The sequence below is a fragment of the Streptomyces sp. MNU76 genome, assembly GCF_020982545.1.
Lineage (GTDB): Bacteria > Actinomycetota > Actinomycetes > Streptomycetales > Streptomycetaceae > Streptomyces.
The window spans coordinates 331836-357379 of sequence record NZ_JAJKLK010000022.1; the positions used below are offsets into that span (position 1 = coordinate 331836).

General features: G+C 71.6%; 21 protein-coding genes and 2 pseudogenes. 15 read left to right on the forward strand and 8 right to left on the reverse strand.

Annotated features, from left to right (window positions below):
* Positions 1-161: 161 nt before the first annotated feature.
* The 4 genes from E4N62_RS36630 to E4N62_RS36645 all read left to right on the forward strand — a co-directional run bounded on the left by E4N62_RS36630 (position 162) and on the right by E4N62_RS36645 (position 3405).
* Positions 162-1031, forward strand: coding sequence for a S9 family peptidase (locus E4N62_RS36630; protein ID WP_230221473.1), 870 nt, complete (start codon positions 162-164; stop codon positions 1029-1031).
* Between the two features lie 306 nt (positions 1032-1337).
* The gene (locus tag E4N62_RS36635) at positions 1338-2288 is read left to right on the forward strand and encodes a hypothetical protein (RefSeq protein WP_230221475.1); all 951 of its coding nucleotides are present in this window, start codon (positions 1338-1340) and stop codon (positions 2286-2288) included.
* An 84-nt stretch (positions 2289-2372) separates the two neighbouring features.
* A complete protein-coding gene (locus E4N62_RS36640; RefSeq protein WP_230221477.1) occupies positions 2373-3029 on the forward strand; it encodes a DUF433 domain-containing protein in 657 nt (218 codons plus the stop codon).
* A complete protein-coding gene (locus E4N62_RS36645; RefSeq protein WP_230221479.1) occupies positions 3019-3405 on the forward strand; it encodes a toxin-antitoxin system, toxin component, PIN family protein in 387 nt (128 codons plus the stop codon). Before E4N62_RS36640 ends, E4N62_RS36645 begins: the two co-directional genes overlap by 11 nt.
* 60 nt (positions 3406-3465) lie before the next feature.
* On the opposite strand, the pseudogene E4N62_RS36650 reads toward E4N62_RS36645, so the two are convergent.
* Positions 3466-4655: pseudogene (locus E4N62_RS36650) on the reverse strand (MFS transporter).
* A gap of 146 nt (positions 4656-4801) precedes the next feature.
* On the opposite strand from E4N62_RS36650, the gene E4N62_RS36655 reads away from it, so the two are divergent.
* The 4 genes from E4N62_RS36655 (at position 4802) to E4N62_RS36670 (ending at position 9465) form a co-directional block, all read left to right on the forward strand.
* On the forward strand, positions 4802-5836 hold the full coding sequence (locus E4N62_RS36655) for an ArsR family transcriptional regulator (protein ID WP_230221481.1): 1035 nt from the start codon (positions 4802-4804) through the stop codon (positions 5834-5836).
* Complete coding sequence (locus E4N62_RS36660) at positions 5826-6332, forward strand: glutathione peroxidase (RefSeq protein WP_230221483.1); 507 nt, start codon at positions 5826-5828, stop codon at positions 6330-6332. Before E4N62_RS36655 ends, E4N62_RS36660 begins: the two co-directional genes overlap by 11 nt.
* Before the next feature lie 136 nt (positions 6333-6468).
* Entirely contained in the window at positions 6469-7335 is an 867-nt protein-coding gene (locus tag E4N62_RS36665; RefSeq protein WP_230221719.1) for a MerR family transcriptional regulator, read from the forward strand.
* Between the two features lie 336 nt (positions 7336-7671).
* Entirely contained in the window at positions 7672-9465 is a 1794-nt protein-coding gene (locus E4N62_RS36670; RefSeq protein ID WP_230221485.1) for a hypothetical protein, read from the forward strand.
* Positions 9466-9637: 172 nt separating this feature from the next.
* Here the strand turns inward: E4N62_RS36670 and E4N62_RS36675 are convergent, their stop codons facing one another.
* Positions 9638-10858 carry a hypothetical protein gene (locus E4N62_RS36675; protein WP_230221487.1) on the reverse strand — a complete coding sequence of 407 codons (1221 nt, stop codon included), beginning with the start codon at positions 10856-10858 and terminating at the stop codon, positions 9638-9640.
* A 176-nt stretch (positions 10859-11034) separates the two neighbouring features.
* On the reverse strand, positions 11035-11220 hold the full coding sequence (locus E4N62_RS36680; RefSeq protein ID WP_230221489.1) for a hypothetical protein: 186 nt from the start codon (positions 11218-11220) through the stop codon (positions 11035-11037).
* Here E4N62_RS36680 and E4N62_RS36685 point away from each other — a divergent pair.
* From E4N62_RS36685 to E4N62_RS36700, 4 genes are all read left to right on the forward strand, one after another.
* Positions 11212-11859, forward strand: coding sequence for a hypothetical protein (locus E4N62_RS36685; RefSeq protein WP_230221491.1), 648 nt, complete (start codon positions 11212-11214; stop codon positions 11857-11859). The genes E4N62_RS36680 and E4N62_RS36685 overlap by 9 nt on opposite strands.
* Positions 11860-12598: 739 nt before the next feature.
* Positions 12599-13357 carry a GPP34 family phosphoprotein gene (locus E4N62_RS36690; RefSeq protein ID WP_230221493.1) on the forward strand — a complete coding sequence of 253 codons (759 nt, stop codon included), beginning with the start codon at positions 12599-12601 and terminating at the stop codon, positions 13355-13357.
* Between the two features lie 511 nt (positions 13358-13868).
* The gene (locus tag E4N62_RS36695) at positions 13869-14726 is read left to right on the forward strand and encodes a helix-turn-helix transcriptional regulator (RefSeq protein ID WP_184892816.1); all 858 of its coding nucleotides are present in this window, start codon (positions 13869-13871) and stop codon (positions 14724-14726) included.
* 311 nt (positions 14727-15037) lie between these two features.
* Positions 15038-15229, forward strand: coding sequence for a DUF397 domain-containing protein (locus E4N62_RS36700; RefSeq protein ID WP_045556149.1), 192 nt, complete (start codon positions 15038-15040; stop codon positions 15227-15229).
* Positions 15230-15396: 167 nt separating this feature from the next.
* Here E4N62_RS36700 and E4N62_RS36705 read toward each other — a convergent pair whose 3' ends face one another.
* On the reverse strand, positions 15397-16236 hold the full coding sequence (locus E4N62_RS36705; protein WP_230221495.1) for a hypothetical protein: 840 nt from the start codon (positions 16234-16236) through the stop codon (positions 15397-15399).
* Between the two features lie 80 nt (positions 16237-16316).
* Here E4N62_RS36705 and E4N62_RS36710 point away from each other — a divergent pair, with 80 nt between their 5' ends.
* Entirely contained in the window at positions 16317-17105 is a 789-nt protein-coding gene (locus E4N62_RS36710) for an SDR family oxidoreductase (RefSeq protein WP_230221497.1), read from the forward strand.
* 313 nt (positions 17106-17418) lie between these two features.
* A complete protein-coding gene (locus E4N62_RS36715; RefSeq protein WP_230221499.1) occupies positions 17419-19002 on the forward strand; it encodes a sodium:solute symporter family protein in 1584 nt (527 codons plus the stop codon).
* Positions 19003-19055: 53 nt separating this feature from the next.
* Here E4N62_RS36715 and cpt read toward each other — a convergent pair whose 3' ends face one another.
* From cpt to E4N62_RS36730, 3 genes and pseudogenes are all read right to left on the reverse strand, one after another.
* Positions 19056-19655 (reverse strand): chloramphenicol phosphotransferase CPT, encoded by a 600-nt coding sequence (gene cpt / locus E4N62_RS36720; protein WP_230221501.1) that lies wholly within the window; start codon positions 19653-19655, stop codon positions 19056-19058.
* A 37-nt stretch (positions 19656-19692) separates the two neighbouring features.
* Positions 19693-19845 (reverse strand): annotated as a pseudogene (locus E4N62_RS36725) (GNAT family N-acetyltransferase); the annotation flags it as partial.
* A 222-nt stretch (positions 19846-20067) separates the two neighbouring features.
* A complete protein-coding gene (locus E4N62_RS36730) occupies positions 20068-21183 on the reverse strand; it encodes an ADP-ribosylglycohydrolase family protein (RefSeq protein ID WP_230221503.1) in 1116 nt (371 codons plus the stop codon).
* Between the two features lie 361 nt (positions 21184-21544).
* On the opposite strand from E4N62_RS36730, the gene E4N62_RS36735 reads away from it, so the two are divergent.
* Positions 21545-22066, forward strand: coding sequence for a DUF2165 domain-containing protein (locus tag E4N62_RS36735; protein WP_230221505.1), 522 nt, complete (start codon positions 21545-21547; stop codon positions 22064-22066).
* A gap of 36 nt (positions 22067-22102) precedes the next feature.
* Here the strand turns inward: E4N62_RS36735 and E4N62_RS36740 are convergent, their stop codons facing one another.
* Positions 22103-25528, reverse strand: coding sequence for an ATP-binding protein (locus E4N62_RS36740; RefSeq protein WP_230221507.1), 3426 nt, complete (start codon positions 25526-25528; stop codon positions 22103-22105).
* Positions 25529-25544 lie beyond the last annotated feature (16 nt).

A 25544-nucleotide genomic window follows, 5' to 3' on the forward strand; every position in this document is an offset into this window, starting at 1 on the left:
CGCCGGGCTGGTGTCGGTACTGGTGGCTCTGCCCGGCTGCGCGGGTGGGGACCGCGAGGGCGGCCCGCCTCCCACGGCACCGTCGCAGCCATCGCAGACGTCAGAGGCGTCGCAGCCATCAGAGTCGTCGGAGGCAGCGGAGGCATCCCCACCCCGCCCCCGTGAACCCGGTCTCGATCCCTGGTCTGATCGCCCGCCCGCACACCGGCTCCGACCTGCGTCTGGGCGCCGTACTGGCCCGTACCGCCGCGTACACCAGTCACGCGGTGACGTACGAGGCCGACGGTCTGACCATCTCGGGGATCATGAACATCCCCGAGGGCGAGGGCCCCTTCCCGGCGCTGGTGCTGGCGCACGGGTACATCGACCCCGCCGTATACACCACCGGGCGCGGGCTGGCCCGGGAACAGGATCTGCTGGCCCGCGAGGGCTACGTCGTCCTGCACACCGACTACCGCAACCACGCGGGCTCCGACGACGACCCCGACAACGACGTGAACCTCCGCCTCGGCTACACCGAGGACGTGATCGGCGCGGCCCTGGCACTGCGCGACTCCGGACGTCCGGAGATCGACGGTGACCGGATCGGTCTGCTGGGGCGGTCGATGGGAGGCGGAGTCGTCTACAACACGCTGGTGGTCGCCCCGGGTCTGTTCGACGCGGCCGTGGTCTTCGCCCCGGTGAGCTCCCGGCCCGCCGAGAACATCGACCATTTCCAGCGCCCCGGCGGCGACCCGATCGTCGCGGAGATCGAGGCCGCGCACGGCACCCCGGCGTCGAACCCCGTCTTCTGGCGAGAGGTCTCGCCCCTCACGTACGTCGACCGCGTCACCGAGCCGCTCCTCATCCACCACGGCACGGCCGACGACACCTGCCCGCTCGCCTGGTCGGAGCGGACCACGACGGAGTTCGAGGCGGCCGGCAAGGACGTACGCCTGATCAAGTACCCCGGCGAGGGACACACGTTCGGCCCGCAGTGGCCCACGTCCATGCACCGCACCGTGTCCTTCTTCGCCACCCACCTTCGCTGACCACGGCGATGTCACAGCCGGACCGGTCCGTGCCGGGCCCCGGTGGTAGGCCTCGTGCCGGGGCGCCGGGGCCTTGTTCGCGGGGGTCCGGCGGGCCACTGACCTCCCAAAGAACCGGGGAAAGAACTACCCGCCCACCCACCCTCCCTGGCCGCGAGGGCCACGTCACCCGTCCGGGTGACCGGCTTGCAGGCGCGGGATGCGGACGGTTACGTTCGCCGCGACAACCACACAAAGACATCGGCCCCCGGCCGGGACTGCAATCCCGAACGAGGGCCTGACCAACCAGGAAGTACCGCCTTCCCGATGGCTGATTCGCAGTCTAACGCGCGCCTGCGCGCCGACGCCGGAGTACCCACCTCCGGTGTGATCCACGTACGCACCCGGCTGACGGCCGACTTCACGGTGATCTCCAACGCCCTCGCACAGCGGCGCGGCAGCGCGGTCACGATCGGCGTCGCGACCTACATCTCCTCGCTCCCCACCGGCACCCCCGTGAGCATCACCGCCCTGTGCGCCCACTTCGACGAGGGCGAGATCCTCATCTCGCGAGCACTCAGGGAACTGGAAGAGGCCGGATACCTGGAACGCCGCCGCGAGCGAACGCCCACCGGGCAGGTCCGCACCCGGACGTACTTCTACGACGTACCCGGCGGCGAACCAGACCCGGACCCGGACCCGAGCGGGCCTCCCACTCCCCCCAAGCCTCATCGCCCCCGCAAGCAGCCCGCCGCGGCCACGCCCGCACCCGCGGCCGGGGCCGTGCGGGACACAGTGGAGACGCCCGTACAGGCGGAGGAGAAGACGGACCAGGCAGCGGAGCCGGCAACACAGACCGAGACCGAGTCCAAGCCAGAGGCACCGGCCTCACTCACCGACGCCGACCCCCGAGCCATCGCTCTGCTCGCCGGCCTCCGCCGGGTCGACCCCCGCCTCATTCTGTCCGAACGGGAAGCCGCCCGCCTCGCCCCGGCCGTCACCCGCTGGCTCACGACAGGCCTGCTGCCCATCCAGATCACCGACCACCTCACCGCACGACTCCCGGCAGACCTCCTCGTCCGCCCGGTCGGCATCCTCGCCTACCGCCTCAAGGAGACACCCCTGACCGCACCGGCGACCAAAACCCCCCAGAGCCCAGAACACCCAGTGATCCTGGAAATGCGGAACTGCGACGGCTGCGACCGAGGCTTCCGCTCGGCGGGACAGACGCGGTGCCGCGACTGCAGGTCCGAGGACCGTCTTCCCGCGGTCGGTTGACCAGTGGCCGGGTGTGCGGTCCACCCTCGGGTGGGAATCTTGGTGTGCGACGATGCGAGACCCGGCATCAGGAGGAGGTGGGACATGGTCGACAGGTTCCAGGACGGACTTCTGACGCCCACGGAAACAGCCTCCTACCTTGAGATTCCGCAGTCGACTCTCACTTCGTGGCTGAAGGGCCGAGCCGCCGGGGCTCCGCTGGTCCACCAGGTGGAGCCGGTGCGGAAGGGGCAGCCCTGTGTGCCGTTCATCGCGGTGGCCGAGGCGCACGTCCTGCGTTCCCTGCGCTCCCTGGGGCTCCGTATGAGCGAGATCAGGGAGGCGGCCGCCGCTGTCCGGGACGCCTTCGACACCCCGTACGGACTCGTGTCCCAGCGGATCGCGACGGACGGCGTGGACATCTTCGTCGAGCACGGTTGGGGCGATCTCCGCAGAGCCCGCGACGGCCAGGTCCCCATCCACGAAGTCGTCTCCGACTATCTCCGCTACCTCACCTGGGAGCCGGGCGACGACTTCCCCTCCAGCCTGCGGCTGCGGCAGTACCCGGCCTCCGTCCCCGTCGTGATCGACCCCAGGTTCGGCCACGGCCGCCCCGTGGTGGCGGCCAACCGTGTCGCGGTCCAGGCCATCACCGATCTGTGGGAGGCCGGAGAGAGCGTCGAAGACATCGCGTACGACTACGACATGACGCCTGAGCAGGTGGACGCGCTCTGCCGGGCAGTGGTGCACCTTGTCGCCTGAGTTCTTCCTGGACCGGAACCTCGGGCGCCGTGTGGCCGAGGGGCTGAGGGCCTGCGGGTGGACGGTTCACCGGATCGGAGACGTCTTCCCTGACGACGGGCAGGACGTCCCCGACGAGGAGTGGATCACTCACGGTCTCGACCGGTCCTGGGTTCCGCTGTCGAAGGACGGGCGGATCAAGACCCGGGACCTTGAGATCCGGCCTGTCCTGGACCGGGAGGCGGTGCTCTTCTACCTGGACAACCAACAGCTTCGCAGCGCCGAGATGGTCGAGCGGCTCACCGCCCGCCGTGACGCGATCCACCGGGCCGTCGAGAAAGGTGGTCCGGCGGCGTACGCGGTGCGGTGCGACCGCCTTGAGCGCACCTGGCCGTGAGGGGCGGCTGCCGGGGTCGCGGGATCGCCTGGGACTGCGGGGAGCGCCCGGGGCGCGGGATCAGGACGCGTGTGCCCTTGACTCCAGCCCCGCTTGCTCGTTCCGTCCCGCTGCCCACAACCCCAGTGTCACCGCCACCGACGCCGACGCCATCGCTGTCATCGCCGTGCCCGGTGACGTCAGTTGGGCCACTGCGCCTGCCAGGGCCGCGCTCAGGCCCTGCAGGGTGAGCATGCCGGAGGAGTGCAAGCCCAGGGCGTGGCCGGTGAGTTCGGGTGGGGTCAGGGTCAGGAGGTGGTGTTGCTGGACCAGGCTCGCGCCGAAGCCGACGGAGGCGACGGTGGCGCAGGCCGCCGCGACCGGGGTCGGGGGTGGAGGGCGAAGAGGAGGTACGGGGTCGCCAGGAGCAGGAGGAGGGGGATGACCAAACGGTCGCGCACCCGGGGCGGGAGCAGGCGGCCGACCGTCACGTCGCCGATCAGCATGCCCAGCGCCGCGCAGGCGAAGAGGAGGCCCGCTCGGTCGGGGGCGTACGCCACGAACAGGGACTCGCAGCCGACGACCAGGCCGTTGGGGATCCACAGGCCGAGGTAGAGGCGGCGGCGTGGGGCCGACGACCACAGGAGGGCGTTCGTGCGCCAGGTATCGGTCACGGACGGGCGGCCGGCGGCGCGCGGGGTGTGGTGTGTCAGGCCCAGGGCCGTACAGAGAGCCGCCGCCGCGTACAGGGCCGCCGCCACCAGCAGCGTGACCTCCGGGGACAGCCACACCACCAGGGCGGCGCCGGTCGCGTACCCGGCGATCTGGGTGAGCCCGTGCAGCATGTTGAACACCGAACGACCGAGCAGATAACCGTCCTTCGGGAGGATCTCGTTCAGCAGGCCCCAGCGGACCCCGCCGCCCAGGGAGGCGACCAGGCCCTGCGCCGCGATCACCGCGAAGACCGTCCACAGGGGCAGGGCGGGGAGGGCCAGTGCCGCTGTGCTCGCCGCGAAGAGTACGGCCAGCCCCGCCAGCGTCGCTCTCGGCGGCAGACGGTCCGCCGCCGAGAGCAGGGTCGTCGCGCCGATCACCTGGACGAGGGACGGGCCGAACATGCTGAGGGCGGACAGGAGGGGGGATCCGGTCGCCGCGTAGACGGAGGTGCCGAGGGCCAGACCGCCGATCGTGGAAGCGGCGACCTGGAGGGCGGAGGAGACGAAGAGAGGGGTGAACTCCCTTGTGCGGAACAGGGCTTGGTAGCTGCGCATGGACAGGACCCTCGGCCCGGCCCACGGTCCGCCGTAATGTTTCGCGCACACGCGAAAGCTCCGCCGGAGCCGGAGCCGGAGCCGGGAACGCAACGGAATGAAACAGGGCAGGACATGACGGGGCAGGACAGAACGGAGGTGTCCGCATGGGCTGGTGGCAGGTCAACGCCGACACCCTCGCCGGCAGCCGGTTCGTCGTCTCGCCGCTCGCGGAGACGTTCGCGAGCCTGAAGATGCTGCACGCCGGGACGGGCACGCACCCCGGGGAGCGGGCCTGGCTGCGGGCCCATCTCCCGGCGTACCGAGCCTCGTTGGCCGGGGACCCGCTCACCGCCCTGCTCGTCCGCGCCGGGCTCGGCCAGGAGTGGATCGCCGACTTCCTCACGCCCGCTCCGCGCGAGGGCGAGACCTTCGCCACCGAGGTCGCCCGGGTCCGGGGCGCCGACCCGGCCGCCGCCCGCGCCCACCTCACCCTCTCCCTGCGCGGCCCCCTGCCCGCCGCCCTGCACCGGGACGACCTGCCCGGCCGCGCGGCCGACCTCCTCACTCACGTGTGGGAGGAGACCGTACGGCCGTACTGGGAGCGGCGGCGGCGCGTGCTGGAGGCCGATGTGCTCGCCCGGACCGCGCGGTTGGGGCAGGGCGGCTGGGCGGCCGTGCTGGACGCGCTGCGACCGGGGATGCGGTGGCTCGGCGAGAACCGTCTCCAGGTCAATCTGCACGAGTACCCGCCGCGCGAGATCTCCGGGGCGCGGCTGGTCTTCGTGCCGGTCACGCCCCAGCGCACGGGGTGGGTGGCATGGGAGGAGCACGAGCGGTACGCCGTCGTCTACCCGTGCTCGGGCGTCCTCGCCGACGACGGCGGGACCGCTGCCGTGCCCGCCGCCCTCGGCACCCTCGGCGCCCTGCTCGGCGAGCGCCGCGCCCGGGTCCTCGTCCTCCTCGACTCCCCCATGAGCACCACCCAGCTCTGCGCCCTCACCGGTCAGGGTCTCGGCTCCGTCGGCCGTCATCTGAGGGTGCTGCTGGACGCCGGGCTCGTACGGCGCGGGCGGGCGGGCCGTTCGGTGCTGTACGCGCGGACGGCGGAGGGAGAGGTGCTTCTCCGGGCGGGCCGGGGGCGTGAACCCGATCGGAAGGGGCGCGCGGTACCGGAGATAGCATCCGTTTATGACTACTGACAACGCCACCCCCTCCGTCCTGGACGTGGAGATCGACGCCCTCAAGGGCGGCCCCGCGGACCTCGCGCAGTACGCCGGTCAGGCCGTCCTCGTCGTGAACGTGGCCTCCAAGTGCGGTCTCACCCCCCAGTACACGGGCCTCGAAGCGCTCCAGGCCCGCTACGCCGCGCAGGGCTTCACCGTGCTCGGCGTGCCGTGCAACCAGTTCCTCGGGCAGGAGCCCGGCTCGGCCGCGGAGATCGCGGAGTTCTGTTCGGCGACGTACGGCGTCACGTTCCCGATGACCGAGAAGGTCGAGGTCAACGGAGAGGGCCGGCACGCCCTGTACGAGCGGCTCGTGGACCACGCGGACGCCGAGGGTCACTCCGGCGACATCCGCTGGAACTTCGAGAAGTTCCTGATCGGCCGCGACGGCTCGGTCGTCGCACGCTTCTCGCCGCAGACCGAGCCCGAGTCGGCGGAACTGGTCGCCGCCGTGGAGAAGGCCATCGGCTGACGGCCACGGGGCCGCCGTCGACCTCCGACGCGCACGGGGCCGGCGTTGACCTTGTCCCTGGGGCAAGGGGCACCGTCGCTCTCGCCGGGCGGAGGGCGCCCGGTGGCGGAGGATGCCCCCTGTGACCCGCTTGGACATGGACGACCTGCTCACCATCGGTGCCTTCGCCGCCCGCGCACGGCTGTCGGCGAAGGCACTGCGGCTGTACGACCGGCTGGGGCTGCTCCCGCCGGCGTACGTCGACGAGGTGAACGGCTACCGGTACTACCGGGCCGACCAGGCCGAACGTGCCCGGCTCGTGGCCCTGCTACGGCAGCTCGACATGCCGCTCGCGCGGATCGCCGAGATCGTGGGGCTCGTCGAGCGGGACGGGACGCGGGCGGCCGACCGGCTGGCCGCGTACTGGGCCGGGGCCGAGGAGCGGTTCGCGTCCCAGCGGACCCTTGTCGCCTACCTCCGTGGACGGTTGTCGGGAACGGAGTCAGGCATGGAAGAGACGTACGGGACGTTCGCGGTCGAAACGGTTGACATCGCCCCTCAGGTGCTGCTGACGCAGTCACGGCACACCCTCGCGGACGAACTGCCCGCGTGGATCGGGGCGTCGCTCGGACGGCTGGAGGAGGGCGCGGCGGCCTGCGGCGGAGTCACCGGGGCGCCGTTCGTCGTGTATCACTCCGAGGTGTCGATGGAGAGCGACGGGCCCGCGGAGTCGTGTGTGCCGGTGGCCGACGAGGGTGCCGCACGGGCCTGGGCCGCCGAACACGGGCGGGCCTGGGAGACCGGCGTGCGCGTGGAGCCGGCGGCGCGGCTCGCGTACACCCGGATCAGCAAGGCCCAGGTGGCCCATCCGCAGATCCTCGCGGCGTTCGAGGCGGTCGAGCGGTGGATCGCCGCGCGGGGGCTGCGGGTCACCGGCCCGTGCCGCGAGATCTACTTCGCGGACTGGGACGCGGCGGGCCCCGAGGACCCGGTGTGCGACGTGGCGTTCCCGGTCGCATTCTGAGCCGTGCAGTAGCCGTGTGGTACCGGTACGGCCGAGGGAAACCCCTACGGCCGTACCGGATCGCCCGGGTCCTGTCGGCCAACTGTCAGCGGGTGATTAGCGTCTACCCCGACGCAGGGACGCAGCAGCACACGGATGCAGCAACCCACACGTACGGCAACACACCACGCGTACAGCGACACACGGATACAGCGACACATGGACGACACCCGACCGCACGAGTCGAAACGGAACGGACGAGCCGCAGTGGCCTTTGCCGAGCTGACCCCACGACGACCCGTCTCGCGTGCCGACGGGCCGTCACCGTCACGCGAGCCGTGGCGGCAACGCCATCGCGTGCCCCTCACGGCCGCTCTGTGCGCCCTGCCGCTGTACTTCGTGTGGTGGGCGGTCTTCGCGACCGGCGGCGGCGATCTGGCGGCCCAGGTGGCGTGGGCGGAGTTCGCGAAGACGTACCCGGACTCCGCGGTCAACCTGTTCTGGTACGGGGGGCTGCACGCGGCCAACTACAGCGTGCTCTCGCCGTATCTGATGGCGGCGCTCGGCGTCGTCCCGGTCACGCTGCTGTCGGGGCTCTCCGCGTCCTGGCTGGCCGGCGAGGTCGTCACCCGGACGGGCGTACGGGCGCCGGTCCCGGTCGCGCTGGCGGCGACGTTCTCGCTGTGGTGCCAGGTGGTGTCGGGGCGCTCCACGTTCATCCTGGGCACGGCCTTCGCGATGGGCGCCCTGCTGGCGGTGGTGAGCGGGCGTACCGGGCGGCACATCGCCCTGGCGGCGGTGTGCGCGACGCTGTCCACGCTGGGGAGCCCGGTCTCCGGGCTGTTCCTCCTCGTGGTCGGCGCCGCGTACCTGCTGTGCCGTGAGTGGGGCAGGGCGGCGGCGTTGCTCGTGCCGCCGGTGGCCGTCGTCGCCGTGACCACGCTGCTGTTCCCCTTCGAGGGCGAGCAGCCCATGGCCTTCAGCCGGATATGGCCGCCGGTCGTGCTGTGCGCGGCGGTGGTGCTGGTCGCGCCGAGCGCCTGGCGGGTGCTCCGCCTGAGCGCCGCGATCTACGCGCTCGGCGTGGTCCTCTGCTACCTGATCCCCACCCCCATCGGCACCAACGTCGAACGCCTGCTGGAACTGGCGGGCCCGGCGGTGGCTCTCGCGATCTGCCTCTACCGGGGTGAGGCCCGTACGGCCGAGGACGGCCGCCTCCCCCTGTCCTGGTTCACGCCCCGGCGGCGCGTCGTGGCCGGCGCGGTGGCCCTGGTGCTCTCCGTGACCTGGCTGACCGGCAAGACGACCGCCGACATCGTCACCAACACCAAGGTGCCCGAGTGGGCCGTGAAGACCGACGGTGTGGTGAAGGAGCTGAAGCGGCTGGGCGCGTGGAAGACCCGCGTCGAGGTGGTACCGGCCCGCGACCACCGCGAGGCCGCCATCCTCGCGCCGTACATCAACATGGCGCGCGGCTGGAACCGGCAGGCCGACGTCAAGCGCGGACGTCTCTTCTACGACGGCCACGGCGGGACCGAGGTACCGGACGGAGCCTTCACCTCGACTGCCTACAAGGCCTGGCTCGCCGAGTGGGCCGTCGGTTTCGTCGTCCTCGTCAACGGTGAGCCGGACGGGCCCGCCGAGCTCGAACACGCGCTGGTGAGCAGCGGGCCGGACTATCTGGAGCCGGTCTGGCAGGACGCCAACTGGAAGATCTACCGGGTGAAGAACGCGACGCCGCTCGTCGACAGGCCGGCCACCGTGGTCAGCGCCGACGGGGCCAACCTCGTGGTGCACATGCCGCGGGCGGGCGAGGTCACCGTCCGTGTCGCCTACTCGCCGTGGCTGTGGGCCGACAACGGCTGCCTCACCGCCGACCGCGGGTCCGACGGCGACCTCACCGAGTTCACCCGCCTCACGGTCCACGAGGCGGGCGACGTACGCATCAGCTCCCAGTACGGGGGGCCGTCCCGGGCCACGACGCTGGAGTGCGAGAAGGAAGCGGACGAGAAGGCGGGGTGGGGACGGGGAGCGGTGAGCCCCGCTTCGGTGCCCCGTTGCCCGGTGTCTCGCTCCGGGCGCCTTCGGTCCCGGCGCCTGTGCCGGGTGCGGGTGGTTCGTGGTTGCTCGCGCAGTTCCCCGCGCCCCTGAAAAGCCGGGGCTGCGCCCCGTGCTTTTCATGCCCGCAGGGCCTGGTCTTTCATGCCCGCAGGGCCTGGTCTTTCATGCCCGCAGGGCCTGGTCTTTCAGGGGCGCGGGGAACTGTGCGAGAAGCCCCACCGGCCCGCACCCGAACAAGGCGCTCGCTTCGGGGTCGTCAGCGTCAGCTCACGCGGGTCAGCTTTGTGAGGAAGTCGGGCTCGGTCAGGGGCTTCTGGAGGGCCACGGGGACCTCCACGCCCTCTCCGGCGCCGTCGCCGACGATCAGGGTGCCGACCTCGGTGCCCGACTTCGCCGCGTGCGGGATGGTCCCGCTCGCGTCGAGTTCCAGCTTGACGGTCTTGCCCGCCCAGCCGACCGCCGAGACGTTCTTCGTGGCCACGACCGGGGTGTGTCCGCCGAGCCCGTCGTCCACGTACCCGACGACGTCGCCCTTCTTCAGGATCGTGTCGGAGGTCAGCGCGTCCTGGGCGGCGATCATGGCCGTCTTGCTGACCGCGTTGACGGTGTCGATGATCGGCGCGGTGTGCTGGCCGAGGATCGCGCCGACGACGATCGCCGACTCACCGCCGACCTCCTGCGTGCCCGCGAAGAGCAGGTTGCCGCCGGCGGCCGTGGTGGAGCCGGTCTTGATGCCGATGGCGTTGTTGTAGGGGACGAGGGTGTTGTAGTTCCGGTACTTCAGACCGGAGGGGTCCGTCCACTCGGGGAGCCTGGTGATGTCCGTCAGGGCCTTCATCCTCACCAGCTCGTTGCCGAGCTTGACCTGGTCCTCGGCGGTGGAGACGGTCGTCTCCTTCAGGCCGGACGGGTCGGTGTACGTCGTGTTCTTCATGCCGAGGTCCTTGGCGGCGGCGTTCATCTTCTTGACGAACTCCTCCTCGGAACCCTGGCTGTCCCAACGGGCGAGGAGCCGGGCGATGTTGTTCGCGGACGGAATCATGATGGCCGCGATCGCGTCGTACTGGGAGAGCTGGTCGCCCTCCTTGACGGTGTTGAGGGTGGACTCGCCGTCCTTGTCGTAACCGCCCTCGGTCTCCGCCTTGGCGTCGACGGGGATGGTCTTGCCCTGGGAACCCGGCTTCATCGGGTGTTCCTTGAGGATGACGTACGCGGTCATCGCCTTGGCGACGGAGCCGATGGCGACGGGCTTCTGCTCTCCGAAGCTGTCCATCTTGCCGATGCCCTCGACGTCCATCCAGCCCTGGCCCTCGCCGGGCCACGGCAGGGAGACCTTGTCTCCCTCGAAGGCGTACGACGCGTCCGTGGTGAGGGCGAGGGTGGGGGTGGGGAGCGGGCGAAAAGCCTGTACGACCGCAAAGACAATCACCAGCAGGATCACCAGCGGGGTCCAGATCTTGACCCTACGGATGATCGTCCGCACCGGGGTCTGGCGCGGCGGGGGCGTGTTGGTCAGCTCCGCCAGGAGGTCCAGCGGGGCTTCGGGGGCAGCGGCTGCTGCGTCGTGCGCTCCGGGCCCACCTGGGGAGGGCCCGCGTCGCCTCCGCGGGGGCGGGGGTGGCGTGGCCGGCCTCGGCGTGGTGGTCTCGTCCGGCGACTTCAGCGCGACGAACTTGCTGGTGCGCTCGGCGGGGGCGTCGCGGGCTCGTCGACGCCGCCGTCGGCGCGGGCGCCCTTGTCGCTGTCGGGGCCCTTGTCGGCGTCGGCGTCCTTGGCGGTCTTGCCGGGCCCGGCGTCCTTGGGGACGGCGTCGCCCAGCTTGAGCATGGTGGTGGGGTGGTCCACGGCGGGTGGCCTCGGGGCCCGGAAGATGGCGGTCGGCTGATCCACCGCCGGCCACGCCTCGGCTCCGCCATCGCCGCCCACTCCCCCACCCGCACCACCCGTGCGACTTTCGTCGTCACCCGCGGGTGGCCCCTGTGGGGCTACCGCGTCGTCGGCGGCTTCCGCCCGGTCACCGGCAGGCCGGCGTCCACCGAGAGCGGCTCCGGACTCGTCACCGGAGAGCTCATGCACGTCGTCGGCGGCTTCCGGCTCGTCATCGGCAACGGCGTCGGCGGCTTCCGGCTGACCGTCGGACGGTCCACGAACGCCGTCGGCGGTCTCCGCCGCGTCGCCTGCGGTCGCGTCCTCCTCGTCGCCAGTGGCCTCCCGTACGTCGTCGTCGGCGCCGACATGTCGTCCGTCGCCGCCAGCCACGGCACCGGCCTCGGCGCTCGCAGCCTCCGCCGCATCGGTCTCCCGAGCGGCATCGGCAGCCTTCGCGGTGCCCTCGGGGTCCCCCGCGTCGGCAGCGGCCGCCGCGTCGGGCTCTGCCGGTGTGGCGGCACGGGTGGGCGCGGCGGCGCCTCGCTCGCGCGGGTGAGCGTCACCACCCTCGTCCTCGTCCGCCTCGTCCGCCTCGTCCTTCGAGGCGGAGCCTGAGACGGGCGTGGCCGGTTCCGTGGGGCCGCCCTGCGCCGGGATGTCCGCGTCGCCCGAGGCGGCGTCCGAATCGGCGCCCGGGTCGACGTCCGGGGCCTCCGCAGGTGTCCGGGCCTCGCCGGGGCGGTCCTCGGTGTCCGTCGCGTCGGGGCGGCCGGGCTTCGGCTCGTCCCGATCCGCCCCGGCGGCCTCGGCCCCGGCGGCACCCGGCGCCCCTCCGCCGTCTCCAGGAGCGCTCGGCGGGAGAAGACCGCTGTCGCCTGGTCCGGCTTCGGCGTGGAGGGCCGGGACATCGCGAGGCGTGGGTCCGGGGAGGGGGCGGCGGAGCCGGAGGACCGGTCCGGGGCCGAGCCTCCGGGGCCCGGAACCGCTGGCTCGTTCCCCGGCGTCGACTCCGTCGACGACTCGTACCGCTTCGACCTGTCGGGGGACGTGCCCGCCACCGATGCCTCCTCCCGCGCGCCGCCCGTACTAGGAGCGCGCGCCCAACCGAACCGTGAACCGTGAACCCGTGAATCCGCGGATCCGTGAAAAAACCCGCCGCCCGGACACTAGTCACCGCCGCACGACCGCGCCGCGCCGCTGTCCGAACCATGTACCAGTGTCCTGTGTGCGGGCTTAACCCCTGCGGTAGACGAGAACGACATACCTACCGGTTCCACTACATTTCGGTCACGCACCCTCGACAGACCAATGTGAGAGGGGTCACCCTGTCTTTCATCCACGCGGGGAGGCATGGATGGGCAGGAGCCGCAGAACACTTCCGGAGGAGCTTCTGCTGCTGGCGTTGGACCCGGCCACGGGTACCACCGCACAGCCGCAGTCGCTCGACCTTGGTCTGGCCGGAGCGCAGCTAGTGGAGCTGGCGCTGGCCGGACGGATAGCCCCAGACGGGGATCGTATCGCCGTGGTGTCCCCACGGCCGACTGGAGATCCGACGCTGGACTGCGCGTTGGAGTTGCTGCGAAGGCGTGGCGCTCCCGTACGGGCGGTCCATTGGATAGGCGGGCCCCGTCTCGGGCTCCGTCAGATCTACCTCTCGCATCTGGAGCGGTGCGGCATGGTGCATGCCGTGGCGGGCCAGATGTGCGGAGTGCTGCCGACGACTCGCTACCAGGCGAGTCAGACCGAGATCAGCCGGGAGATCCGTGCCCGGCTGGACTCCGCGATCCGCACCGGCGTACCGCCGGACCCGCGGACCGCGGCGCTCGCCGCCCTGGCGCACGCGGTCGGCCTCGGCAAGCACCTGTATCCGGGGAACGAGGGACGCTCGTCCCGCTCCCGGCTGCGGGACCTGATCCGGCACGACCCCATGGGTGGCCTGGTGGCCCACGCCGTCATGGACGTGCAGAACGGCGTGGCCGCACAGCCACGTCGCAGCCCGGCACCGACCGGCCGTCAGGCCGCCCCCGGCGCCAGGCCGCCCGCACCGGAGCCCGCGCGCGGTCTTCCGATGCAGCCGCGCCGAGGCTCGATGGCCCGCGTGGTGGCGCACTGAGATCCAACCGAACCACGTGCTGAGGTACCGAGGTGCGGGTGGGAGCAGGACCCCAGAGCCGCGGGTCCCGACTTCCCACCGCACCACGTGCCCCACGCACGCACCACGCTCGCACGACACCACGCACGCATGCACCACGTACTACGCAGCACCAGCACCACCCGCATCACTTGCATCGCCGGCACCGGACCGCTCACAGGGACCCAGAACCCGTTCGGGAGCCGCCGGTTCGCGCGGGGCGTGTGCGGCCGTTCGCGCGGCCGCACACGCCCCGCGCGACCGCATGTCCGCGCCCAGTCTCGCGTCGCGTCCTCGCGCCCGACTCGCGTGCCGCCCTCGGGAGATCCGACAAACGTCCGGCGGAGATCCCTCCACGGCGGGAAAACAGCGGCGCAAACGGCCCGTGCACAGCGCATATCCGCTGTTTTCCAGCGGTACTCAGCACCTTGGTGGCAATCTGCTCAGCAGCAGATACGCAAAGTAGAGGCACGCAGCCGGAGGTGCACGTCCCGTGGCGTCCAATGTCAATCCCACCGTCAGGCGACGCCGGTTGGGCCAGGAGCTGCGTCGGCTCCGCGAGCTCAAGGGTATGACCGCCGAAGAGGTCGCCGAGCGACTGCTGGTCTCCCAGTCGAAGATCAGCCGCCTGGAGAACGGGCGCCGCTCCATCAGCCAGCGCGACGTACGCGACCTCTGCGGGGTCTACGAGGTCGAGGACCAGAGAGTGGTCGACTCCCTGATGCAGATGGCCAAGGACTCCCGCCAGCAGGGCTGGTGGCACGCCTTCGGGGACGTACCGTACAGCGTCTACATCGGCCTGGAGACCGACGCGGAGTCGCTGCGGGTGTACGACCCCCAGGTCGTCCCCGGGCTGCTGCAGAGCCGCCCGTACGCCGAGGCCATCATCAGGGGCGCGCTGCCCGAGACGTCGGCGACCGAGATCGAGAAGCGCGTCGAGGTGCGCATACGGCGCCAGGACCGTGTCACCACCGACACCAACCCGCTGCGGCTGTGGACGGTGCTGGACGAGGCGGCCCTGCGCCGGGTGGTGGGATCCCGGTCGGTGATGCGTGAACAGCTGGAGCACCTCATCGAGTTGTCCCAGGTGCCCCATGTCACGGTGCAGGTGCTGCCGTTCGAGGTCGGGGCCCATCCGGGCATCAACGGCCAGTACGCCATCCTGGAGTTCGTCGACGCGGCCGACTCGAGCGTGGTGTACATCGAAGGGGTGACCAGCGACCTCTACCTGGAGAAGCCGCACGACGTGCAGAAGTACACCGTGATGTACGAGCACCTCCGGGCGCAGGCGCTGAACGTGGAGCAGTCACGGCAGTTCATCGAGAACGTCGCGAAGGAATACGCGCGCTGAACTCCCGGACACCGGCGCGCCTCTCCACCACCGGAGCGATCCTCAGAGCGATTCCAGACGCTCTGGGCAACTCCTGGAAACTCCTGAACGAGGAAGCGCCGAAAGATACACCCTCCACATGCCCCAATGGAAGACCATAGTGGAATATGCCACCCGCACGAGTGAATAGTCGCTTCGTCTGCCGATGCTGACGAGTAGCGTCGATCACGCCAAGAGCTCAGCAGTCTTGGCGCAAACCGAACCGCGGGTTCCGGCAGGGAACTCGCGGCGCGGCGACAGCAACTCAGCGACGAACCAGCACCGGAGCAGAAATGGCAATTCAGCAAGGCGCCACGGACAGGTGGGTCAAGTCCTCCTACTCCCAGGGGAACGGCGCGTGCGTCGAGATCAAGTCCCCCGTCCTGTCCGCCATGGCGGTCCGGGACTCCAAGGTCACCGACGGCCCCACCCTGGCGTTCCCCGCCGACGCGTGGAACACCTTCGTCTCCTCGGTCAAGGCCTGAGATACGGTTCCGGCCCTCGTTCGAGCGCCTGAACGACAACTCCACAAGCACCACCGACAGAGCCCTCTCGACCGGCCCGCCGTCCTGGCCGAGGGGGCTCGGCCTTGTCCCCACGCGCTGTCCCCGCGCCCCTGGCCGCCCGGCCCTCCAGCGGGCCGCCCGGCCCTCTACCGCAGCCGGTCCACGTACCTGTCCGTCCCCGGCACCGTGGGGACGAACGGGGCCAGCAACTCCAGCCTTCCCAGCCCGCCTTCGGCGACCGCGTCCCCCAGCCCGCCGAAGGACGCCTCCCAGCGGTCCCGTGGGTCGGCCTCCAGGAACCAGAGCAGGGTGAGGCGGGTGTCGACGCCCTCGACCTGCTTGACGTACGACATCCGGTCGAGGGGCAGCGGGGTGGGTCGGAAGACCGTGACCATCGCGGCCGGCGATCCGGCGAGCCGCTTCGGGAGATGGCGGGACCGCAGCCACTCCAGCAACTCCGCCCGCTCCTCGGGCCCTTCGGCGTCGATCACCTGGAGTACGAGGCCGGCGTACGGGTGGTCCAGGGCGTGGATGTCACGCGGCCCGGCGGCCCCGTCGCGGTAGACGGTGACCTCGTGGTCCTGGAACGCGGTGAAGACGTGCGTACGGTCCTGGTAGACGCGTGCGTCGCGATTCAGCCGTTTGTTGATGGCGACCGTCCAGCGCATGTGGTCGTCGTAGCGGCCGTCGGTGATCCAGTACGTGGAGAGGTAGCAGCCGGCGGTGACCGGCTGGGCGATCGCCGACTTCTCGGGGACGCGCAGGAGCTGGAGGTCGCGGGTGGCCACCCAGCGGCGGCCGGCGAACATCCAGGGCATGGCCATCGCGCCCGCGTAGTAGTGGTCGTCCTCGTACCAGCGGTTGTACGCGTACTCGTGGCCCGGGTGCGGCTCGACCATCGTGATCAGGGCGTGGCCGGGGCGGACGCCGTAGGGGCCTACGGCGGCCAGTTCGGCGTACGTGGAGCTGCGGGTGTCCTCGCTCATGCGCTTTCCCTTCCGTCCACCTGCGGTCGCCCATACTCTGACGCTCCGTCAGATAATGCGCCAGAGCCGGGAGGTCTCCGATGTCACTGCTCACGGGAAGGACCGTCGTCGTCTCGGGAGTCGGTCCCGGACTGGGCCAGCGGGTCGCCGCGGCGGTCGTCCGGGACGGCGGGAACGCCGTGCTGGGGGCGCGCACGGAGGCGAATCTCGCCAAGGCCGCGGCGGATGTGGACCTGGACGGGGCGCACACGGCGTACCGGGCGACCGACATCACCGACGAGGCGCAGTGCGCGGCGCTCGCGGCGCTGGCGCGGGAGCGGTTCGGGGGTGTGCACGCGGTGGTGCACGTGGCGGCCTGGGACAGCTACTTCGGGGGCCTGGAGGACGCCGACTTCGCCACCTGGCAGGCGGTGCTCGACGTGAACCTGCTGGGCACCCTGCGGATGACCCGGGCCTGTCTGCCCGGCCTGAAGGCGGCGGGCGGGGGCTCGGTCGTCATCATCGGCACGCAGTCGTCGGTGGCCGCGCCCTCGCAGGTGCGACAGGCGGCGTACGCGGCGTCCAAGGGCGCGCTGACGAGTGCGATGTACTCGCTGGCGCGGGAGTTGGGGCCGCATCGGATCCGGGTCAACACCGTGCTGCCGGGCTGGATGTGGGGGCCGCCCGTGGAGGCGTACGTTCGGTTCACGGCGCACGGTGAGGGCGTGTCCGAGGCAGAGGTGCTGGGGCGGCTGACCGAGCGGATGGCCCTGCCGGAGCTGGCCACGGACGGGGACGTGGCGGACGCGGCGGTCTTCCTGGCCTCCGACCGCGCCCGAGCGATCACCGGCCAGTCCCTACTCGTCAACGCGGGCGAACTGATGCGCTGAGGGGCGCGACGTCGGGTGCCTTGGGGGCGTACATCGGCGGGATGAGCCCCGCGGGGGCGGGTCGACCTCGCGTTCGCCGCCCCGAGCGTCGCGTCGGCCGGCCCCGGCGGTGTGGCTTCGGCGGGGTTTCGGCGGGTCCGCGAGTGATCCTTTTGGGCCACCTGGAGTTCACATACATAAACTCAAGTCATCTTCCGGAACTTCTTTGCCTGCTCTTGACCTTCCACTTCCTTGCCGTGGGCATGCCACCGAACCCAGAGTTCACATGCCTGACCCAAGTCTGAACCTGGCGGCGGACCCTGGAAGGGGGCCCATGAATAGTCTCGACTGGGCCGTGCTCATCGGTTACTTCGGTGTGATGGTCGCGATCGGCGTCTGGTCGCACAAGCGCGTGGACAACGTCAGCGACTTCTTCACCGCCGGCGGCAAAATGCCCTGGTGGCTCTCCGGCATCTCGCACCACATGTCGGGCTACAGCGCGGTGATGTTCACCGGCTACGCCGGCATCGCCTACACCTACGGCGTCACCTCCTTCGTGACCTGGTCGTTCCCGATCGCCCTCGGTATCGCCATCGGCTCCAAGCTGTTCGCGCCGCGCATCAACCGGCTCCGCTCACGGCTGCATGTCTCCTCCCCGCTGGAGTACCTGAAGAACCGTTACAACCTGGGCACCCAGCAGGCGTTGGCCTGGTCCGGCATGCTGCTGAAGATCGTGGACGTCGGTGCCAAGTGGGCCGCGATCGCGACCCTGCTCTCGGTCTTCACCGGCGTGTCCCTGAACCAGGGCATCCTGATCACCGGCACGATCACCGCCGTCTACTGCACGATCGGCGGCCTCTGGGCCGACGCGCTGACCGAGTTGGGGCAGTTCGCCATCCAACTCCTCGCCGGAATCGCCATGTTCATCGCGGTGGTCGCGAAACTGGGCGACTACGGCGGCTTCTTCGGTGTCTGGGACCACCCGAAGCTGGAGGGCCACGCCGAGCCGCTGGTGGGCCCCTACGGCACGGTCTTCCTGCTCGCCTTCCTGTTCATCAAGCTCTTCGAGTACAACGGCGGCATGCTCAACCAGGCCCAGCGCTACATGGCCACGGCCACCCCGTACGAGGCCGAGCGCTCCGCCCGGCTGTCGGCGGCCCTGTGGCTGATCTGGCCGCTGGTGCTGTTCTTCCCGATGTGGATGTCACCGCTGCTGGTGACCTCGGAGAAGGGCGACGGCTCCGACTCCTACGCCCTGATGACCGAACAGCTGCTGCCGCACGGCCTGTTGGGCCTCGTCATCGTCGGTTTCTTCTCCCACACGATGGCCATGTGCTCGTCCGACGCGAACGCCATCGCCGCCGTCTTCACCCGGGACTGCGCGCCGGTGATCTGGCGCCGGGCCCGCACCTGGAGCGAGGGGCAGGGGCTGCGGGTCGCCCGGATCGCGACGGTCGTCTTCCTCGGTCTGTCCATGGCGGCGGCGACCCAGGTCAACTCGCCCGCCTTCAAGGACATCATCACCGTCGTCATCAAGTGGGTGGCGGGGCTGATGGGACCGATGGCCATCCCGATGATGCTCGGGCTGCTGCGGCCGTTCCGTCGCTCCGGGCCGACGGCGGCGCTCACCAGCTGGGCGTGCGGGCTGTTCGCCTTCTGGCTGGTGAACTACCCGATCCACTGGAACATCGACGGCGGTGTGCCCCTGCAGTACCAGGTGTCCGTCCCGCTGGCCGTCTCGCTGGTCCTGTACATCGTCATCGGCTTCATCAAGCCGGAGGACACGCCCGAGCGGCTCGCGATCATCGAGACGATCAACTCGGACGGCGACGGTGACGGCAAGGGCGGAGCCGGGGCCGGGGCCGTGGCGCCGGTGCCCGCGCAGGGCAAGGACGCGTCCAGCCCCAGCGGGGTCTGAGGGCGAGCCCGATGCGTGGGAGGGCCGTTCCCCGGGAGGCCGGGGAACGGCCCTCACGGCTGAGCCGACTGGGGCGGCTGTGTCGGCCGGGCCAGCTGGGTGCGGTGGCGGGCGAGGTGGTCCGCGATCGTGCGGGCGCAGGTCAGGGACTCGGTGTGGGTGGTGTCGACCTCCAGGTCGTAGTGGACGCCCTGGTGGACGAGGTCCGCCTGGGCTGCGGCCATGCCGAGGACCCGGTCTCCGCGGGCGATCTCGCGGGCGGCGGCGACGGCGGGGTCGCAGCGGACGCCGACCCAGAGGACGTCCAGGGGGCTGTCGCCCTCGTCGAGGACCTTCTGCCAGCGCTGTTGGGAGGCGGCTCCGCCGAGGAAGACGTCGTCGACGATGACGTGGGCACCCGCGCGGGCCATGGCCACGATGCCCCGGGCCCAGGCCTGTTCCAGGGCGCGGAAGTCCGCGCCGATGGCGACCGCCCCGTCGGGGGAGATCCCGATGCCGCCGTCCGCCGTCCGCATCCTCGCGGGCATGGCGTCGGTGAGGGAGTCGACCCCGAACGTGAGCCACTGGTCGGGCAGTTCGGCTTGCAGGCACCGGGCGAGACCGGATTTGCCGGAGCTGGAGCCGCCGTTGAGGATGATCATCTGGGTGGTCATCGGGTCACGGTAGGGCGGCTCGGCCGCGTCGCGAAACCTATTTCGGCGGCGGTTTCGTCGGTGGGCGGATCAGGAAGACGTCCACCGGGTCCTCGGTCTCCAGGAGGAAGCCGTGGCGTTCGTAGAGGCGTCTGGCGGGGCTGCCCTGGAGGACGTTGAGGCGGACGGGTAGGCCGTCGTGGTCGCAGCGGGTTGGGCTCGCGCCGGGGCCGGTTTGGGGGCTTCTGTTGTGTGTCGGGTGCGGGTGCGTCGTGGCTGGGCGCGCAGTTCCCCGCGCCCCTTTGGGGTGAGCCGGTGGCGTTGAAGCGAGGGCTTGCGCCGTCCGAGCGTGTGACCTCCGGAGGGCTTGGCTCTTGTTGTGTGTCGGGTGCGGGTGCGTCGTGGCTGGGCGCGCAGTTCCCCGCGCCCCGGGTCAGGCTCGGGGGTAGCGGGTCAGCCAGCCTGGGACTGCTCCGGTGGGGGCGTGGAGGGCCGGGCCCTGGGTCATTTCCAGGGCGAAGTCGTCGGCGAGGACGAGGATCGTGGGGCGGCCCTCCAGTTCGGCGAGCCAGGCCGGTGGCAGGGCCGTCTCGCCGTGGAGGGCGCCGAGGAGGCCGCCCGTCAGGGCACCCGCGGCGCCCGAGGGGCCCCCGTGGTTGACGGCGAGGCACAGGCCCTGGCGGATGTCCTCGCCGACCAGGCTGCAGTACACGGCGACGGCCAGGACCCCGGCGGCCGCACCGTCACCGGCCAGCTGCTCGACGACCGCGGGCGACGGCGGGCCTTGGCGGACGGCGGCGACGGCTTGCTGGAGGGCCTCGGCGACCGGCTGGTGGCCGGGGCGGGCGGCCAGCAGCACCAGGGTCTTCTGGACGGCGGCGTCGAGGCTCTCCCCGCGCGCGAGGGCGTGCACGATGACGGCGTACGAGCCGGCGGTGAGATACGCGACCGGATGGCCGTGGGTCTGGGCCGCGCACTCGACGGCCAGCTGGAAGACGAGCTGGGGTTCCCAGCCGACGAGGAGGCCGAAGGGGGCGGAGCGGCCGGCGGCCTCACCGCCGGACGCGCCGGGGTTCTTGGGGGCGTCGAGGGTGCCCATGGTGCCGTCGGCGAAGCCGAGGAGGCAGATCAGGGAGGGGTCGCGGCGCGCGTAGAGCCACTCCTCGCGGGCGAGCCAGCCGTCGTCCTTGCGGCGTTCGTCGGGCCCCCAGTCCCGCTGGGTCGCCGCCCAGCGCAGATACGCCCGGTGCAGATCGGTCGGCGGGTGCCAGACGCCGGTGTCCCGGCGGACCTGCGCGCGGATCAGGCCGTCGACGGTGAAGAGGGTGAGCTGAGTGAGGTCGGTGATCGCGCCGCGCCTGCCGTACGCGGAGGCCAGATCGGTCAGCCCCTCGGGGCCGTACGCCTCACCGAGCTGCGCCAGGGTGAGCTGGTCGACCGGCGCGCCCAGCGCGTCGCCGACGGCCGCGCCCAGCAGCGTCCCGCGCACCCGGCTGCGGAAATCCTGCTGCTCGACCCGCCCCCAGACGGCACCGGCTGTCGCACCCACCCCGGCCTCCTCACGGCCCCTGCCCGACCCGTACGTCAGTACGTCCGTACATCCGTACGCCCGTACGGCTCGACAGTCCAGCACTGTAATGGAACGGGAACGGTCCATTCAGGGGTCCGGTTGAGCGTTAAACGTTTCTTACGCCACACCCATTGATCGACTCCAGCCGTCGTGCGCGGCGGCATGCGGGGCGCGCTTGTCGGCAGACTCAGGAACAGTGCGGCGAGGTGGGGCGGAGTCGCCAGGCGAGGTCGCCCGGCCAACGAGGGGTCTCGTCTTTCGGCCAGCAGCGGCTACGGCGGAGGTCCAACGCACCGAAAAACGGCTGGGGTTGCCCCATGATCACGCACATAGTTGGACCATGGCTGAAACCCGGACCCCCCGCGGCTCACTTCTCCCCCTGGCCTCCACCCTGCTAGTCGGCACGGTCGCCCTCTACATGGCGCTCGTCGCGTTCAGCAACATCACCGACTTCGGCACGAATCAGCAGTTCGTCCGCCATGTCTTCGCCATGGACACCACGTTCAAGGACGAGGACCTGATGTGGCGGGCCATCGAGTCGAAGGGCGTCCAGGACGCGGCGTACGTCCTGATCATCGTCTGGGAGACGGTGGCGGCGCTGCTGCTCATCGCCGCCACCTGCTTCTGGGCCCGCGCCCTCGGCCACCGCACCTTCCACACGGCCCGCCGCTACAGCACCGCCGGTCTTCTCATGGTCCTTCTGCTCTTCGGCGCCGGATTCATCGCCATCGGCGGCGAATGGTTCGTCATGTGGCAGTCCAGCGACTGGAACGGGCTCGACGCGGCCCTGCGCGTGTTCCTGCTGAGCGGAGTGGTCCTGCTGGTGACGTACCTGCCGGCGAACGACCGCGCGGCCGGCTGACCGACAGCCGGGCCGCGTCACGGCGTCCGGGGGCGGTCACCCCCGGACGCCGTCCCGGAAGGCGTCCCGGGCCTCGGTGGCCCTGGCGATCAGCGGGCCGAAGGGTGCCGGGTCGGTGTCGGGGGCGCGGGACAGGAGGGTCAGCCGGAGGGTGAGGTCGGCCAGGTCCTCCCAGTCGTGATCGCGTGCCAGCCCCTCGGAGAGCATCGACTCGGCTCGCGGCGCGTCGCCCAGTGCGCAGGCGACCAGCACCTCCTCGAACGAGACGGTGGCGTCGGTGCTCTCCTCCACCCGCGTGGTGATCGGCTGAAGGAGACAGGCCAGTTCCTCGGCCACGCGCAGCTCCCGCGACCGGCCCAGCGGGAGGGACGACTGCGCCCTGATGAGCCGGAGGGTGTGTCCCAAGGCCGCCGCCGGATCACCGACGTGCCGCGCGCGTTCCCATCGGTCGCTCACGCCGGCGACGTACCAGCGCGTCGTCACCGTCTCCGCGTCCTCCGACCGCTCCGCGGTGTCCCCGAGGCCGTCCAGCAGCTGCCGGGCCTCGTCGTGGCGTCCGCACCACAGCAGCACCTCGGCGCTCCTGCGGGTCGCCCACGCGGTCTCCTCCCCGCGCTCCACGCACTGTCCGAGGTCGGCGAGCGCCTGCGGAAGGCGCCCGCAGGCGATGCACGTCCTCGCCCGGGCGGCGTGCAGACCCGGCGTGTCCGGGCGGAGCGCGATCGCCCGGTCCAGGTCCCGTAGCGCCGCCACGTACTGGCCTCGCCGCAGGCGCACCACGCCTCTGTTCGCCAGCACGGCCACGTCGTCCGGATCGCCGTCCAGTGCCCGGTCGAGCTCGGCGACCGCGTCGGCGTCCGCGCTCAGGGCACGCAGCGCCGCCGCCTTCTCCGAGGCCCAGCGGTCGGGTTCGCGTTCCCGTGCGAGGTCGTAGTCCTTCAGCGCCTCCTGGTAGCGGCCGGCGTCCTGGTGGGCCCTGGCCCGCTGCCCCAGCGCCCAGGTGCCCGACCCGTCGGCCGCCACCGCGCGGTCCAGATCCGCGGACATCCCGTCCTGGTCGCCCAGTTCGCCCAGGAGGAAGGCCCGCTGGACCATGGCCCAGGCGTACCTCGGGTTCAGTTCGATCGCGCGGTCGAAGGCCGTGCGGGCCTCCTCGTGGCGGCCCAGGCGTGCCAGCGCGTAGCCGAGGCTCGCGTGGGCGGAGGCATGGGCGGGATCGAGCCGGCAGGCCCGCCCGAGTTCCTCGGCGGCCTCCTCGTTCCTGCCCGCCAGCCGGTAGGCGTCCCCCCGCTCGGAGGCGATCCACGCGCTGTCCGGAGCGATCCGCACGGCCCGGTCGAGGTCGGCGAAGCATTCGTCGTGCCGGTCCCGGTCCAGATGCAGCTCCGCCCGGTGGACCAGGGCCCACAGATACTCCGGATCGTTCTCCAGCGCCCGGTCGAAGTCGGCGAGTGCCCCTTCGTCGTCGCCGAGGCGGTGTCTGCTCTGCCCCCGGCTCGCCAGGGCCAGTCCGTGCGCGGGATCCAGTTCGAGCACGCTGTCGAAGGTGGCCACCGCCTCCTCGTAGCGGGCCAGGGCATGCAGGATGTCCCCGCGTACGCCGAGGGTCTGGGCGGTTCCGGGGCGCAGCGCGTCGGCACGGTCGACATCGGCCAGGGCGGCCGCGTACTCGCCTCGTCTGCGGTGCGTGATGCCCCGCCCCTGGTACGCGTCCGCCGACTCCGGGTCCAGCGCGACGGCCCGGTCGTACTCGGCGAGGGCACGCTCGTACTCCCCCGCCCAGCGCAGTTCGCGCCCCCGTACGCCGTGTGCCCTGGCCCGTACCGGCGGGTCGAGGTCGGCCCGGGTCAGGAGCAGCGCCAGGGCGGGCAGCACCCCGTCCGGCTCCTCGGCGAGGGCCGCGAGGAGGTCGCGTCCCCACGCGCCCACCGCTTCCGTCTCCGTCTGTTCCCCGGCGTCCGCCAGGGCCTGGGCGCAGCCCCGGGCCGCCCCCTCGTCGGCGTCGCACGCGTCGACGACGTCCCGCAGCGCCTGCGCCAGGGCGGTCTGCGGGCGGGCGCACAGCAGGTGGTACAGCTCTTCGATCCTCAGCTCGCGCCAGGACTCGTCGAGCCACAGGCCGGCCGGATCCAGCCCCTCCCCGGCCATGGCCCGGCGCTCGCCGAACGCCTCGGCCAGTCGCACGTGCCGCTCGGTCCAGCGCTTCGGCGTCCGGGCGCGCTGGAGCCGGAGCATGGCGGTCCGCACGACGCCGTGGAACTCCGCCCGACCTGCGCGCTCACTCACGAACGGCAGCCCGCACAGCCATTCGTAGAGTTCCCGGGTCTCCTCGCCGTCCGCCACTGCCCCGAGCAGGTCCTCGTCCAGCCGGCGTGGCAGCGCGCACGCGAGCGCCGTCGCTCGCCGTGCCGGGTCCCGCTCCCATTTCAGGAAGCGCTCCACGGCCGTGGCGGAGGGGTCGTCGACCGTGCCCGGACCGCCGCCCGGGTTCTGGGCCAGCGTCGACACGAGCACCGGCAGCCCGCCGGACAGCCGCAGCACCTCCCGTACGACGCTCTCGTCCACGACCTGCCGTGCCGCGAGCAGTTGGCGGGACTCGGACTCCGTGAAGGGGCGCAGGGCCAGCTCGGTGACGAGGCCCGCGTAGTCGCCCCAGCGGGCGGGATCGGGGCCGTGCTGGCCCGCGAGGGTGAGGATCACGTTCGCGGGGAGGGCGCCGTGGCGGTCCGTCGTGACGAGGTCCAGGAGCCAGGCGTCGAGGAAGGGCGAGGTCCGTTCGTAGGTGTCGAAGAAGAGGGCGATCCAGGGGACGTCGGCGGCAACCCGGTCCAGTTCCGCGACGAAGACCGGGGTGAGGGCCTTCAGGGGCTCCAGCACGAGCTGTACGTCGTCGTGGTTGCGGAACCGTGCGCTCAGCGCGGCCCGCAGCCGGTCCGTCCGGTGGGCGACCTGGGCCGGGTCGACGGCGCCGGCGAAGGCGCCCACGACCGGGACCATGCCCAGCCCGATGAGCCCGGCCTGGGTGGCCGCCAGGCTGCCCGCCGAGGGCGCGGCGGGTGCGCCGGCGTCGGGCCCCGCGTCCAGCGCGGCCGACGCCGTCTCCGCCTCGTGCCGGCGCTGGCGGTAGGTGCCGAGGAGCCTGTCCAGCGCCTTCAGCTCGGCGCCCTGCCGGGCGAGCTGCGCGCTGATGGCCGCCATCGCCTCCGGCACGCTGTTGACCGTCTCGTCGGTGCGGGCGGTGAGCGCCTTGTGCCGGGTCGCCACGGCCTCCAGCTCGCGGACGAGTGAGGACTTGCCGACCCCGGCCGTGCCGTGGACGTGGAAGACGAACGTGTGCCGTTCGTCCTCGGGCGGGATGTCGAAGTTCCCTCGGAACAGGTCGAGTTCCCTACGGCGCCCCACGAACCCGGCGCGCTTTCGGCGCGCGATCAGCTCCTGCATCGTCGGCCGCGTCGGCCTCATCGGTACCCACCCCCGT

Excerpts from the sequence above, each read along its gene's own strand:
- E4N62_RS36635 (WP_230221475.1), top strand. The coding sequence starts at position 1,338 with ATGGCTGATTCGCAGTCTAACGCGCGCCTGCGCGCCGACGCCGGAGTA.
- E4N62_RS36640 (WP_230221477.1), top strand. The coding sequence starts at position 2,373 with ATGGTCGACAGGTTCCAGGACGGACTTCTGACGCCCACGGAAACAGCC.
- E4N62_RS36655 (WP_230221481.1), top strand. The coding sequence starts at position 4,802 with ATGGGCTGGTGGCAGGTCAACGCCGACACCCTCGCCGGCAGCCGGTTC.
- E4N62_RS36660 (WP_230221483.1), top strand. The coding sequence starts at position 5,826 with ATGACTACTGACAACGCCACCCCCTCCGTCCTGGACGTGGAGATCGAC.
- E4N62_RS36665 (WP_230221719.1), top strand. The coding sequence starts at position 6,469 with ATGGACGACCTGCTCACCATCGGTGCCTTCGCCGCCCGCGCACGGCTG.
- E4N62_RS36690 (WP_230221493.1), top strand. The coding sequence starts at position 12,599 with ATGGGCAGGAGCCGCAGAACACTTCCGGAGGAGCTTCTGCTGCTGGCG.
- E4N62_RS36700 (WP_045556149.1), top strand. The coding sequence starts at position 15,038 with ATGGCAATTCAGCAAGGCGCCACGGACAGGTGGGTCAAGTCCTCCTAC.
- E4N62_RS36705 (WP_230221495.1), bottom strand. The coding sequence starts at position 16,236 with ATGAGCGAGGACACCCGCAGCTCCACGTACGCCGAACTGGCCGCCGTA.
- E4N62_RS36710 (WP_230221497.1), top strand. The coding sequence starts at position 16,317 with ATGTCACTGCTCACGGGAAGGACCGTCGTCGTCTCGGGAGTCGGTCCC.
- E4N62_RS36715 (WP_230221499.1), top strand. The coding sequence starts at position 17,419 with ATGAATAGTCTCGACTGGGCCGTGCTCATCGGTTACTTCGGTGTGATG.
- cpt (WP_230221501.1), bottom strand. The coding sequence starts at position 19,655 with ATGACCACCCAGATGATCATCCTCAACGGCGGCTCCAGCTCCGGCAAA.
- E4N62_RS36735 (WP_230221505.1), top strand. The coding sequence starts at position 21,545 with ATGGCTGAAACCCGGACCCCCCGCGGCTCACTTCTCCCCCTGGCCTCC.
- E4N62_RS36740 (WP_230221507.1), bottom strand. The coding sequence starts at position 25,528 with ATGAGGCCGACGCGGCCGACGATGCAGGAGCTGATCGCGCGCCGAAAG.